Consider the following 14,054-nt stretch of genomic DNA (forward strand, 5'->3'; position numbering starts at 1 on the left):
GCAGGAGCCCTGGCAAGCAAGCGATGTACGTAATCTATCGTTTAGGCGTTCGCTCTGCAATAACAGTCCCTCGCAGCCCCGTGAAAATCACCGGAGGATCAGGCGGTGGGAGGATGGAGGTGTAAATGAGTGGAGGTGTGGAGGTGGTGCGGTTCGGTCGGCCTCTGCGGGGCATGTGGGAGCGTGTTACTCCGCCAGCGGGTCCCAGATGCGGGCCATGGGCAGCGCAAATCCCTCGATAACCGTGTTGGCAGTGACGGTGTCGGGGCGGTCGAGTGTGGTTCGGGGGGTATCCGGCGCGTAAATGGACACCGTTTCGGTTTCGGGGTCGATCAGCCATCCGAGTCGCACCCCAGCGTGCATGTACTCGTTCATCTTGTTCTTGAGCGCGTCGAGTGGATCCGTCGGCGAGCGCAGTTCGATCACGAAGTCGGGAGCCAGGGGGACGAAGCCGTCGCGTTCTTCGCGCGAGAGCGCAGCGAAGCGATCATGGGCAACCCACGCCACGTCCGGCGCACGGTGCGCCCCATTCGGAAGCTTGAACATGGTGCTCGAATCAAACCCGAATCCGCCGCCCTGATCATCGATCCACGCGGCAAGGTGGCGATAGATATGGAAGTTTCGAGCTCCAGAGGTACCACCGGTAGGGCTCATAAGCGTGAGGGTGCCGTCGGGGTTTTGCTCAATAGAAAGGCCTTCGTTTTCTGCACAGAGCGCCTGAAATGCTTCATCAGAAAGCGGGTCCTCAAGCTGGATGCGCATGCGCTGCATCGGAAGCACAGGTTGTATCACCGCATCGAGAGCAGACGGAATGTGCGGGGCGTCGACAATCGTGGGCATGGCGGACTCGGCTCGATGATGAAGAGGAATGCACGGTGCTGACACGTACAGCAGCTTGAGATGTGAGATCCCTGTTGAGTGCTGGAAGCGTCTCCCAACACCCTCCACACGACTTGTCATCCTGAGCGGCGCTCCGACTACTGTCGGGGCAGAGTCGAAGGATCTCCGGCATGTTTGGCAGTTCCTTACGATATGAAGGCGTCCACTGAATCCTGTAGACGGTGCATTACAGGACGGGGCGGAGCCCCTGCGAAACGTACGTCGCACGGCAGAGGGGCCGAAGGTCATGCTTTTTGTGCCATGCGACGAGCAATGCTATTCGGCCTGCTCACCATAACAGCTTTTATGCCGAGACAGACCGCGCAGAACGCCCCCGTCCCGCGCTACCGATGCAAGAAGTAAGAAGCTGCTACACCGCAGCAGGTGCGCGCTGCTCCATGAGCACGTCCAGGATCTGGAGGGCGGCTTCGGCGATGACGGTGCCGGGGCCAAAGATGCCCGCCACGCCCTGTTCGTAGAGGACGTCGTAGTCGGCATGAGGAATGACGCCGCCTACAATCACCAGGATGTCGTCGCGTCCGTAGTCGCGGAGCGCCTCGATGACTTGCGGAACCAGGGTTTTGTGTCCACCGGCCAGGCTCGACACGCCCAGCACGTGCACATCGTTTTCGACGGCCTGGCGCGCCGCTTCTTCGGGCGTTTGGAAGAGTGGGCCAATGTCCACATCAAAACCCAGATCTGCAAACGAGGTGGCAATGACCTTGGCTCCGCGGTCGTGTCCGTCCTGGCCCATCTTGGCCACGAGGATGCGCGGGCGGCGTCCGGTGGCGTCGGCGAAGGTGTCGGCGCGGTCTTGGGCACGCTGAAAGGCATCGCTGGTCTGCGCTTCAGACGCGTACACGCCACTCACCGTCTGCGAGGTGGCGGTGTGGCGTCCGTAGACGTCTTCGAGCGCCTGCGAGATTTCGCCGAGGGTGGCGCGGGCGCGGGCGGCCTCTACGGCACGGCCCAGCAGATTGCCCTCGCCCGTCTCCGCGGTATCACGTAGCGCGTTGAGGGCACTTCGCACCGCGGCGTCATCCCGCGCCTCCCGAAGCTCCTGTAGCCGCTGCACCTGCTGCCGACGCACGGCTTCGTTGTCGACCTCCAGGGTGTCGATGGGCTCCTCCGTATCCCGCTGAAACCGATTGACGCCCACGACCACATCGCGACCGGTGTCGATGCGTCCTTGCTTGCGCGCCGCGGCCTCCTCGATGCGCAGCTTCGGCAGGCCCTGCTCAATGGCCTGCGTCATGCCGCCCTCGTCTTCGACCTCCTGAATGAGTGCCCAGGCTCGCTCGGCCAGGTCGGCGGTGAGGCGCTCCACGTAGTACGAGCCGCCCCACGGGTCAATGGCCCGCGTAATGTCGGTTTCTTCTTGCAGGTAGAGCTGTGTGTTGCGGGCGATGCGTGCAGCAAACGCACTGGGCAAGGCAATGGCCTCGTCGAGCGCATTGGTGTGCAGCGACTGCGTACCGCCCAGCGCCGCGGCCAGGGCCTCGATGGTGGTGCGCATCACGTTGTTGAACGGATCCTGCTCGGCCAGGCTGTAGCCGGAGGTCTGGCAGTGCGTGCGCAGGGCCATCGACTTCTCGTTCTCCGGGCCAAACTGCTGCACGAGTTGCGCCCACAGCAGACGTCCGGCGCGCATTTTCGCGATCTCCATGAAGTGGTTCATGCCAATGGCCCAGAAGAACGACACACGCGGCGCAAACGCGTCGATGTCGAGTCCAGCGTTGAGCCCGGTGCGCAGGTACTCCAGTCCGTCGGCAAGCGTGTAGGCCAGCTCGATATCGGCGGGCGCGCCGGCCTCGTGCATGTGGTACCCGCTCACCGAAATCGCATTGAAGCGCGGCATCTCCTCCGCGCAGTAGGCAAAGATGTCGCCCACAATGTTCATGGACGGCTCCGGCGGGTAGATGTACGTGTTGCGCACCATAAACTCTTTCAGGATGTCGTTCTGGATGGTGCCCGCCAGATCGGCATGCGCCACGCCCTGTTCCTCGGCGGCCACAATGTAGAACGCCATCACCGGCAGCACCGCGCCGTTCATGGTCATGGAGACGGACATCTCATCCAGCGGAATGCCCTGAAAGAGCACCTTCATGTCCTCCACGCTGTCGATGGCCACGCCCGCCTTGCCCACATCGCCCCGCACGCGGTCGTGGTCGGAGTCGTAGCCACGGTGGGTAGCCAAGTCGAAGGCCACGCTCAGCCCTTTCTGGCCGGATGCGAGGGCTTCGCGGTAGAACTGGTTGGATTCCTCAGCCGTCGAGAAGCCCGCATACTGCCGGATGGTCCACGGACGAAAGGTGTACATGGAGGCATAGGGCCCGCGCAGATATGGCGGAATGCCCGCGGCGTAACCGGTGTGCTCGGCATCTGCAATATCGTCGGATGCGTAGGCGGGCTGCACCGCAATCTGCTCCGGCGCGGTCCACGGGTCAGGCGCTGCGGCATCGGGGGCAGACGGTTCGGGCGGGGTGTACGCACGCTGGGCAAAATCGGGACGCATAGCAGGTGGGACGGAGACAAGTGAAACGACCACTGGAATCGCTTCCTATACCGATGATTCGGGCAAACGTGCCGGACGTGTGAGCGCGCTTCTGTGCGCGGCTGTGCCGAACCTGTAGGAGATGGTTCTCCCGACAGTAGGCGGGGCGACAGCGGTCGGGGCTCCGCATGCTCACCGTGCCACTGCTCATAGGCTGTCATCTTGAGCGGATGCCGACAGCTGTCGGCAGAAGTCGAAAGATCTCCCGCATGCCCAGCAGTATCTCGCACCCGGTACGTGCCCGCCAACGTAGCAGGAGATGGTTCGACGCGCTCCGCCCCCACAGCCGTACGAGGCTGCGCTTGCTCACCATGACATGTTTTTTGTGATTAGCTGGGACCTGTCAGGTGCGTTCATAGTGGACTGGGCCGCTCGGCACATTGACGGATTCAGCACGTGTTGAAGGCGTACGCTATCTTCCGCTTCCCCAAGATCTGTGCGCACTCATGCGTCTTGCCCGTCTACTCACGCCCAGTGGCCCCGTGTCGGGCCGCTACGACGACGAAACCCTCATCACCGATCACGGCCCATACGAGGTGGGGCGCGACGGACGCCTGCTCCCGCCGTGTTCGCCGTCGGCACTCTACTGCGTGGGGCGCAACTACGCGGCTACGCTTGAACAGATGGAGTACGAACGGCCCGAGGCGCCGGACTTCTTCATCAAGCCGCCGGTGAGCATGGTGGCGCATGAGCAGCCCATCCCGTATCCCGCATGGACTGAAACGCTCACGTATGCGGGCGAACTGGTGGCAGTCATCGACACGCGATTCCGGGCCGTAATGCCCCGCGAGGTGCCCGATGTGGTACGCGGCTACACCATCATGAACGACGTGGACGCGCTCGATCAGCCCGGACGCACCGCCCGCAAGGCCTTCACCGGATCGGCCCCACTGGGTCCGTGGATTGAAACCGATCTCGATCCCACTGCACTGTCGATGCACACCTACGTAAACGACGAAAAACGCCAGGAGGCCACGACCGACCTGATGCTGTTCGATCCGTTTGAGATCATTGCATTTTTGTCGGAGCGCTTCACGCTACAGCCTGGCGACGCCATTGCCTTTGGGAGTCCGGCCAACCCCGGCACCGTCGAGCCGGGCGATACGGTGGCCATCACGTACGAGGGGATTGGTACGCTGCAAAATACGGTGCGCTGCGCTGTGTAGCATTATGAGGGACCGTGCTCCTGCACTTGCAATTCACAACATGCGTTGCGTATCATAAATGCGTGAAGCCATCTCCGTTCATATCAAACAGCACTTGAACTGATGCCTGCGTTCTCGTTTCGCTCGCTGCGCGCCTGGCACATAGCCGCAGGCGTACTGATTGTAGCGGTAGGCGGTCTTATTCTATACGGTTTCTGGCCCCGCCTCACCGGACAAGCAACCGCCGATGACGACCGCCCCGATGCCGAGGAGGTCAGCGACTCAAAAGCCCAGGTCGATGTGGTGCGCGTCGAGCGCATCGACTTTCCCGTGCGCACCGAGGCCACCGGCCACCTGCGCCCCTGGCAACGAACAACTGTCAGCGCCGAACGGGGCGGGGTCATTCGCGAACGCGCCGTCGAAGAGGGCGACCGCGTACAGACCGGCGCGCTCCTGGCCCGCATCGACGACCGCGACGAACGCATTGAGCTGGCTGAGGCCGAGGCTGAACTCATGCAGGCCCGAGCCGAGTACGCTGTAAACACACGCGATGCGGGCATCCGACAGGTTGCCGACACAAGCCGGGTTGCCGAGCTGCGCATGGCCCTGCGCGAAGCCGAGCTGGCCTTCGACGCCGGTACCGCCACGCGCGAGGAGGTGCAGACGGTGCGCCGCGAACTGGAGCTCGCGCAGATACGCGCCGGACTCGACCGGCAAGCCGTGCAGGCGGCTACCTACGGACTCACACAAGCCGAGCAACGGGTGGAGCGCGCTCGCCTCAACCTGGAGCGCACACGCATCACCGCGCCCTTTAGTGGACGCGTCGCCAACCTGGAGGTGGAAGTCGGCCAGCGCGTGGCTGCGGGCGAGGTGGTGGCGCATGTGCTCAGCGACCGCCGCATGAAAGTCACGGTCAACGTGCTCGAAGACGACCTGGTGCGCATCCGTGAGGGCGCTACCGCCCAGGTGCAGATCCCTGCGCTCGCCGACAACGAGGACGGCGGCACCGTTGCAGGCACCGTCCACGCCATCAATCCGCAGGTCGATGCCGAGCGTGGCACCGGGCGCGTCACCGTTGCCATCCCCAATCCCGACAACCAGCTGCTGGCCGGACTCTACGCCACCGTTCGCCTCGAAACCCATCGCCTGCTCGACCGGCTCGTGGTGCCTACCGATGCGGTGCTCGTGCGCCAGGGCCGCGATCTGGTGTTTGTCGTCCGCGATGGCCGTGCGCAGTGGACGTACGTAGAGGTGGGCACGCGCTCGGGCAATTTTGTGGAGATCACCGACGGTCTGCAATCCGGCGATATTGTCGCGGTCGATGGCCACTTTGCGCTGGCGCACGATGCCCCCGTTGAGCCCGGCGATCCACAGCCGGTGGCCATGCCGTAGAGCCCGCGCATCCCTTTGTACCCATTGTACACAGGGGGATACGCAGCATCTTGCTCCGCGCACCATCCGGCGCATCTACATAGCCTGTCGTTCGCATCCTGCAATTGCCTCTTCGCCCCATGAAAGCCTTCATTCGCGGTTGTGTCAACCGCCCGGTAGGCGTGGCAGCGGCGTGTGTGCTCGTAACGGTGCTCGCAACCGCCGCGCTGGTGCGCCTGCCCGTGGCGCTGCTGCCGGACCTGGGCTATCCCGCCCTCACGGTGTGGACGCCCTATCCCGATGTGCCCCCCGACCGCGTGGAGCGCAGCGTCACCGAACGCATTGAGGGGGCCGTGTCAGGCACGCAGGGCCTGGAGCGCGTCACCGGACGCAGTCAGCTGGGCGGGAGCCTTGTGGAGCTGCGTTTTGGATGGAACGCGAACCTGGATCTGGCACTGCTGGAGGTGCGCGAGCAGATCGACCGCCTCGGCAACGCGTTGCCCGACGAAGCCGAGCGCCCCGTCGTGCTTCGGGTGGATCCGAGCGAGCGTCCGGTGATGATGCTGGCCCTGCGTGGCGCCACAGCAGATTCGGCGCGCACCCCAACCCCCGTTCGCAACGATGAGCGCCGCTCGTGGCAAGACCTGGCCCAGCTCCGGCAGATCGGGCGCGAGGTGGTGGCCCGGCGTCTGGAGCAGCTCCAGGGCGTGGCCCGCGTGCGCGTCACAGGTGGACACGAGCGGCAGGTCGACATCGCCATTGACCCCGACCGCATGGCGCGCTACCGCCTCAGCGTGGGCGACGTGGGGCGGGCGCTCCAGCAATCAAACGCGGCGCTCTCGGGCGGACAGATCCGCCGCGGGCCGTTTCGCTATGCGGTGGAGGTCAGCGGCGAGTTCGAGTCGGCCCGCGACATTGCCGAGACCGTCGTAACGCGTCAGGGAGCCGTGCCCATTCGAGTGCGCGACATCGCCACCGTACAGCCCTCGGTGGAGGAGCGGCGCGGTCTGGTGCGCCTCGATGGCCGCGAATCCCTCTTGCTTCTGGTCGAGCGCACCCCCGATGCCAACACCGTGCGCACTGCCGAGGCCGTACGCAGCGCGCTGGCTCCCCTCGAAACCGAACTCTCCGGTGTCGACCTGGACGTGGTGGTCGACGAGAGCGTCTTCATCGAAGAGGCCATTGGCGGCGTAACGCAGGCGGTACTCGTGGGCGGGCTGCTGGCCGTGCTCGTGCTCTTCGGCTTCCTGCGACGGCGGCGCGTGGTGGCTGCCATTGCGGTCGCGGTGCCGCTCTCGCTCGGACTCACACTCATCGGATTTGAACTCCTTGGCATTTCGTTTAACCTGATTGCCCTTAGCGGGTTGGCGCTGGGCGTGGGCCTGCTGGTGGATAACGCGATTATCGTTGTGGAGAACATTGCGCGGCTGCGGGAGGACGGGCAGAGCGCCTACGACGCTGCAATTAACGGCACCGCCGAGGTCGCGGGCGCCATTGCCGCAAGCACCCTCACCACCATTGCCGTGTTCTTGCCGATTACCCTGGTCGAGGGCCTGGCCGGACGCCTCTTCCGCGATCAGTCGCTGGCAGTCGTGGTGGCGCTCTTGGCGTCGTTACTTGTGGCGCTGGCGGTGGTGCCCGTCATCATGAGTCGCGAGCACTCCGACGAAGAGGCCGGGCTGGGCCTCCGGCTTCGCCCCCTGTTAGGCGGATACGAACGCGGGCTGCAGTGGTGCCTGGCGCATCCCAACCCTGTACTGACCGGCGCGCTGGTGGCGTGCGTAGCCGCAGGCGCGCTGGCCCTGTTTCTGCCGCGCGAGGTCGTGCCTGCTGCCGATCAGGGACGCGTGGAGGCGCACATCACGCTGCCCTCGGGGGCCGATCTGCCGCTGGTGAGCGAGCGCGCTGCCGTGGTAGAGCGCGCTGCGCAGGCGCTGCCCGGCACCCAGCATGTGCTCGCCGATCTGGGCGAACGCAGCACCGCGCGCCTGGAGCTGGACCCGCGCCCGCCCTACGAGGGCGACCTCACCATCCTGCTCAACGACAACACCGACGCCGCCGAGGCCCAAGCCCAGCTCAACGCTACCGACTGGCCCAGCGACATGACGGTGGATGTGCGTCCCGCGCAGACCCAGCTCGAAGCGCTGCTCGTGTCCAACGGTGCCGAACTCACAATCGACCTGGTCGCCGATGAGCAGCGCCCCGATCCGCCCGTAATCGCAGAGGCGCTGCAGGCCCTGCGCGCCCAAGACGCGCTTACCGGTGTGCAGCGGGCCGAGGCGCAAGACGTGCCGGGCTACCGGCTGCACCTGCGCCGCAATAACATGGCACGCTTTGGCGTGCAAACCACGCAGATCGGCAATGCCCTGAACGCGGCTGCACGCGGCTATCGCGCCAGCGAACTGCGCCAGATTGGCGAGGAGGTGCCCATCATGGTGCGCACAGATATGGCCGCGTCTATCGAGGAACTGCTCAGCCGGCGCATCCCCACGGCCAACGGACTGCTGCCGCTGCATCTCTTTCTGGAAGCCGAGCGCATCACGTTGCCCGCCGCCCTCACGCGTACCGACCAGACGCCGGTGGCCCGCATCACCGCAGGCATCGCTGCCGGGGCCGATCTGCGCACCGCCCAGGCTGCCATCGACAACGCGTTAACGCCTGTGCTGGACAAGGTGCCACGCGCTCGCTATGCCATCGGCGGTGCCAGCACTGCGTTTCAGGAGGGACTGACCGCTGTAGGGTGGAGCTTGCTCCTGAGCCTGCTGCTCGTGTACCTGATACTCACCGCTCAGTTTGAGCGCCTACTGCAGCCCCTCGTCATCCTGGCCGCCGTGCCGCTGGCTGCCGCTGGCGTGGTGACCGTGCTCGCGCTGGCTGGGCAGAGCATCAACCTGATGAGCATGACCGGATGCGTCGTGCTCGTGGGCATTGTGGTGAACGACGCCATCATCAAAGTCGACTTCATCAACCAGCGGCAGGCGCGCGGCCTATCGCTCCACGACGCCATTACCGCCGCCGGAAAGGCGCGTGTTCGTCCCATTCTGATGACCACCGTAACGACTGCGCTCGGTTTACTACCGCTGGCGCTCGGCTTCGGGGCAGGCGCCGAACTGCGCGCGCCCCTGGCCATCGCTATTGTGGGCGGCCTCCTCAGCGCCACCGTGCTCACGCTCTTCGTGGTGCCGGTGCTCGTGCAGCAGGTGGGGCGCTCGGGATGATCTCGGTCTGCTCCACGTTGTGCACCCTTACTATTTCTTGAATCGATTGTCGCATCCCCCTACACCGCTATGCGTCATATTGCACTCGCCATGCTGAATCGTCCGGTGGCTGTGATGGCGTGGACCGTTGCGCTGCTCGTGGCCGGAAGCTGGGCCGCAACCAACGTGCCGCTGGAGTGGGTGCCACAGGTGGAGCTGCCGGTGGTTCGGGTGAGTGCATCGTGGCCGGGGGCCTCGCCCCGGGCGGTGGAGCAGTACGTGACCGCGCCCATCGAGCGGGCCGGACAGGCCGTAGAAGGCACCGCAGGCGTCGAAAGCCTCTCGCGCGAAGGGCAAACCACGGTCACGTTAGAGGTGAGCGAGGAGGTCAGTCTTGGCGCGTATGTGGCACGGCTCAACGAGCAACTGGCGCTGGTGCAGCGCGACCTGCCCAACCGCGTCACGCCGCGCCTCACCAAACAGATTCCTGAGGAGTTGCGTGATGAGCAAGGGTTTATGACGCTCCAACTCATTGGCCCCCAGGCTCCAGGCACGCTGCGTCGATGGGCGGAAGACCAGATTGCCCCGCAGCTTAGCGGCCTGCCGGGGGTGGCCGATGTGGTTGTGGAGGGCGGCACCGAACGCGAGGTGCTCGTTACACTGGACCCCGACCGCCTGGCCGCATATGGACTCGAAGCGGGTGCCATGCGCGGTCATCTGGCGGATGCACTCACCGATCGCGTGTACGGACGCCTGCGTAGCGGCGGCGAAGCAGCCCTGCTCTTAAGCCCCGCTCCCGAAACGGTCGAAGCGCTGCGCAGCGTCGTGGTACGGGATGCGCAGGTCAACGACACCGTTGCGCGGCCTGTGCGCATTGGCGACATCGCCACGGTAGAACGCGGCCCCGCCCCACGGCGCTCCATTAGTCGCATCGACGGGCAGCCGGTGGTTACGCTGACGATTGACCGTGCCCCCGCCAGTCATATGCTGGAAGTGGCCGAGCGTGTCAATGCGCAGTTGGAGGCGCTGGCCCCGATCTTGCCCGAGGAGGCCCGCCTCATCGTCGCCGATGATCGCAGCGAATCGGTGCGGGCTGAGCTGCGCGATCTGCAGTGGCGGGGCGGGCTCGGCCTGGTCCTCGTGGCCCTTGTGCTGCTCATGATGCTTCGTAGCGTGCGGGCCGTGGGCATCGTGCTCGTAAGCGTAGCCGTGGCGCTGGCGGTGGGCCTGGCCCTGATGGGTCCGCTTGGCCTCACCCTGAACCTGCTGACGCTGGCTGGACTCGTGCTCGTGTTTGGGATTCTGGTGGATAACAGCGTGGTGATGGTGGAGCAGCTTATGCTGCAGCGCGACCGGCTGGCGGTGCGCGGATGGTCGGGGCCGGCTCTGGAGCAAGAAGCCACCCGCCATGCCCTGCGCGCCGTCTGGCTCCCGCTGCTGGGTGGCACCACAACCACCATGGCAGTTATGGCGCCGCTTGTGTATCTAAGTGGCGAACTGCGCACGCTCTTTCTTCCGTTTGGACTGCTCACGGCCCTCACGCTGGCCGCCTCGCTGGCCACCGCCGCGCTCATAGTGCCTGTGATGGGCCGGTGGCTCCCTCCGCCTGAACCTGCCTGGCGCTTGCCAGAATGGATGCGTGCACCCCTACGATGGCCGTTCTGGGCCGCAGCACGCTTCCCCAAAACAACCGCGCTGCTGCTCCTGCTTCTGCTGGGCACCCCGCTCTGGCTGCTCCCCGACCGCATGGAGGGGTCCGACGACGAGACGAGCCCCCAAGCCCGCTGGGCCACCGTCTACAACGCCACGCTGGGCAGCGATGCCGTGCGCGACGCCCGCGAATGGCTCGACCCGGCACTGGGCGGCGTGCTGCGTCCGTTCTTCGAGACGACCGACTTTGGCGATCAGTGGGATTTTGATACCCAACCGTCGGTGCGCGTGCGCCTGGGGTTTCCACCCGGCAACCCGATTCACCGGGCCGACTCGCTCATGCAGCGCTTTGAGCAGGTGGCCCTGGCCTCCGAGTCGGTAGAGCGCACCATTGCGCGCATCAGCGAGCGCTCGGCCTACATGCAGGTGCAATTCTACGAGCCTGCGCTCGACACCCCCGAGCCCTACATTGTGCGCGAAGAGTTGATTCAGGAGGCGGTGCTGCTGGCCGGTATTCGCGTGTCGGTGGGCGGACTGCTTCCGCAAGGCTACTACAGCGGCGTGGGGGGCATGGCCTCGGGCTATACCATCGAAGCGCACGGATCGAACTACGACGACCTGGAGGCGCTGGCCGAGCGCTTTGCCGAACGCCTGCGCGCAGGAAGCCGACGCGTCGCCTCCGTGAATACCAATGCCGGGCGCTTTGGCCGCCAGACGCCGCGCGAGGTGCTTACGCTCGACTGGCCGGCTGCCGCAACAGCCCGCACCGGACTCCGCGCTCAGCACATTGCAGGCGAACTGCGCCCCGTGCTCTCCACGCGCTTTCCTGCACTCTTTGCCGATCTGACGGGCGAGACGCAGGTCCCGCTCCGTATTGTTGTGGAGGGCGCAGAATCCATCGATATCGACACGTTTGTGGATCGCCCGCTGCCGGTAACCGACTCGATACAGGTGAAGCTCAAGAGCGTGAGCGACTACGTGGTTGAGGAGGTGCCCAGCAGCATCGAACGCGAAAACCAGCAGTACAAGCGCTACATTCGCGTCGACTACCGCGGGCCCAACCGGATGGGGAGCGAGTACATCAACGGGGTGCTGGAGGGCTTTCAGACGCCTGCAGGCTATCGGCTGGAGCGGAGCCGGAGCTTCTTCTTTACCGAAGAAACGCGCCAGGCCTTTGGCTGGGTCATTGCCGCCACCGTCTTGCTCATTTTGCTGGTTACCGCCGTCGTGTTTGAATCGTGGCGGCTGCCTGTGCTGGTGCTCGTAAGCCTGCCGCTGGCGGCTATTGGGTTAGCGGTTGGGTTCTGGTGGGCCGACATTGCCTTTGCCGAGGGCGCGTTCATTGGCGTAGTTCTGCTGGTGGGCATTGCCGCCAACGACGCTATTCTGCTGGTGGACCGCTATCGTCAGCTTCGCACGGCTCGCCCGCACGGACGCGCTGCGGTGCTGGCCCGGCTGGCGGTGCGCGAGCGCCTGCGCCCTATGTGGACGACGACCATCTCAACCTGCGTGGCGATGCTGCCGCTGCTGGTCTTTCCTGCTGAGAATGACTTCTGGATGGGCCTGGCTGTTGCCGTCACCGGCGGACTGCTCGCGGCCACGCTGCTGGCTCCCGTTGCGGTGGTGGCCCTGCTTGCGTGGCCCGAGCGCCGCGGGCACCCCCACCCGCAGCATAAGAGCCGGAATTAGCACGGCACGATTAGGTGTGCACTACACTGTTCTTCTCCACATACGGATTCGAGGCGTAGTCGTCGGCCTCTGGATCATTGAGCCAGGCATCGCCATCAATGCGGTACTTAAACTCGTATGTCGAGTCGGGCTCCAGCGATACGGCAGCCTTCCACACGTCTCGCGTCTTTACGTACTCCATCGGCAGATCGCTGGGCGTCCAGTCGTTAAAGCTGCCCGCTACACAAGCCTGTTCGTTGACAGCATCGCCGGGCAACTCGAACGTAACTCGCACCACATTTTTGTAAGCACGTTTCTTAATCATGAGTTGTTGATGGTTGGGAGGGAGAGTACAAATAATTCGCCTGTCTATATACGACGGCTCAGATTGGGTTCAACCCCTACACCTGCCAAAAGCGCTTTCTTTCATGGTATTGTCACGCATTTCGCCAAAGTGAACAGTAAGCGCGTGTTAGAACGGCTATGATGCGTCATCATTGATCTGCTTATGCGTCCGGCATGTGGCAATCATGCCACCGAGCACGGTGCTGTGCAGCATCATGGCGGTGTGAAGCGGGAGCGGCTGTAGATCGAAGTCGGACAGCGTACGGGACGCGCCCGCCGTTTGCAATTCGTGCTGGATGCGGGGCAGCGCCTCCTTGAAGGCGGTGTAGCGCGGCGGCGGCCCGCCCACGGGCGTGGGCGAATCAAGCACAAACAGCGGCACCTCCGTCACCACTGAGAGCGGCATACCGCCCAACGCCTCCACAAACTCCATCGAGCTATCCAGGAAGCGCGATGCCATCTCTGGATCGTTCTGGGCCCGAAAGTAGGCGCGCATCCCAGCGCCATTCGGGGTTGTCGTAAAGCCGGGTCCGATCCAGAAGAAGCCTTTTTCGCCCTGCCGGTTGTGGTCGTGCAGGTCCATCCCCGCCTGGGCTGCGGCCTCACGGTAGAGCGTCTGGAGGCCGTCGGTGCGGAAGCTCCAGTGCGGGTGGATGAGCAGCAGTGCGCCAGCGGCCATACCCATGCCATGCGCGCTAAGGTGCGCGCTGAACGGCCCCTGCTCACGGAGAAAGCGGCTTACGGCCTCGTTCTCTGCGCGCAGATCGGGGAAGCCAAACTCCATGTCGCGGCCCGGCAGCTCGCGAACGCGGTGCGTAAGGTACGCCTCGGCATCGGGCCAGGCGGTGATCCACGGCTGGTTGCGGGCTTCGCCGTCGGGATTGGTGTGCGGCACGATGGTCCACCGAAGGCCGCGGCGCCACGAAGCATCGGGCGGGGTGTCCAGCAGGCGATCGACGAGATAGCGCAGGGTTTCGGGGCCCACGGGCTCATCGGCGTGGTTGCCTGCGATGCAGCTCAGGTGCACGGGTCCCGACCCGGCGGTGATGCCGTAGAGCGGGCGGCCCTCCTCGCTCGTGCCCAGGTCGTGAAACGTCACATCGTCTGCCTCGGCACAGGCGGCGCGGTGCCGGGCGTGCGCAGTGTCATGCGTCTGGAAGGCCACCGTGTCAGGGGCAATCGCATCGGCGAAGGCGGTGCGCCAGGTGCGAGCGGCGGCAGGGATGCTGGAATCGGTAGGCATGA

The 14,054-nt window shown here is 64.8% G+C and carries 8 protein-coding genes; 4 read left to right on the forward strand and 4 right to left on the reverse strand.

Features of this window, described 5'->3' with window-relative positions; all coding sequences use genetic code 11:
• Window positions 1–186: 186 nt before the first annotated feature.
• Window positions 187–840 (reverse strand): Uma2 family endonuclease, encoded by a 654-nt coding sequence (locus CRI93_RS02200; RefSeq protein WP_217992487.1) that lies wholly within the window; start codon window positions 838–840, stop codon window positions 187–189.
• 409 nt (window positions 841–1,249) lie between these two features.
• Window positions 1,250–3,394, reverse strand: coding sequence for a methylmalonyl-CoA mutase (scpA, locus tag CRI93_RS02205; RefSeq protein WP_098060963.1), 2,145 nt, complete (start codon window positions 3,392–3,394; stop codon window positions 1,250–1,252).
• A gap of 485 nt (window positions 3,395–3,879) precedes the next feature.
• Between scpA and CRI93_RS02210 the strand changes: the two genes are divergently transcribed.
• From CRI93_RS02210 to CRI93_RS02225, 4 genes are all read left to right on the forward strand, one after another.
• Window positions 3,880–4,599, forward strand: coding sequence for a fumarylacetoacetate hydrolase family protein (locus tag CRI93_RS02210; protein ID WP_098060964.1), 720 nt, complete (start codon window positions 3,880–3,882; stop codon window positions 4,597–4,599).
• Window positions 4,600–4,701: 102 nt separating this feature from the next.
• Window positions 4,702–5,970: an efflux RND transporter periplasmic adaptor subunit gene (locus tag CRI93_RS02215; RefSeq protein WP_098060965.1), complete on the forward strand. Its 1,269-nt coding sequence runs from the start codon at window positions 4,702–4,704 to the stop codon at window positions 5,968–5,970.
• Window positions 5,971–6,089: 119 nt separating this feature from the next.
• A complete protein-coding gene (locus CRI93_RS02220) occupies window positions 6,090–9,167 on the forward strand; it encodes an efflux RND transporter permease subunit (RefSeq protein WP_098060966.1) in 3,078 nt (1,025 codons plus the stop codon).
• A 69-nt stretch (window positions 9,168–9,236) separates the two neighbouring features.
• Window positions 9,237–12,485 carry an efflux RND transporter permease subunit gene (locus CRI93_RS02225; RefSeq protein ID WP_098060967.1) on the forward strand — a complete coding sequence of 1,083 codons (3,249 nt, stop codon included), beginning with the start codon at window positions 9,237–9,239 and terminating at the stop codon, window positions 12,483–12,485.
• Window positions 12,486–12,495: 10 nt separating this feature from the next.
• Here the strand turns inward: CRI93_RS02225 and CRI93_RS02230 are convergent, their stop codons facing one another.
• Window positions 12,496–12,789 (reverse strand): isoamylase early set domain-containing protein, encoded by a 294-nt coding sequence (locus CRI93_RS02230; RefSeq protein ID WP_098060968.1) that lies wholly within the window; start codon window positions 12,787–12,789, stop codon window positions 12,496–12,498.
• A gap of 156 nt (window positions 12,790–12,945) precedes the next feature.
• Window positions 12,946–14,052, reverse strand: a complete 1,107-nt coding sequence (locus CRI93_RS02235) for a M14 family zinc carboxypeptidase (protein ID WP_098060969.1) — start codon at window positions 14,050–14,052, stop codon at window positions 12,946–12,948.
• Window positions 14,053–14,054: the final 2 nt, after the last annotated feature.

Origin of the sequence: Longimonas halophila (assembly GCF_002554705.1) — a bacterium.
In the GTDB taxonomy this organism is placed as follows: domain Bacteria; phylum Bacteroidota; class Rhodothermia; order Rhodothermales; family Salinibacteraceae; genus Longimonas; species Longimonas halophila.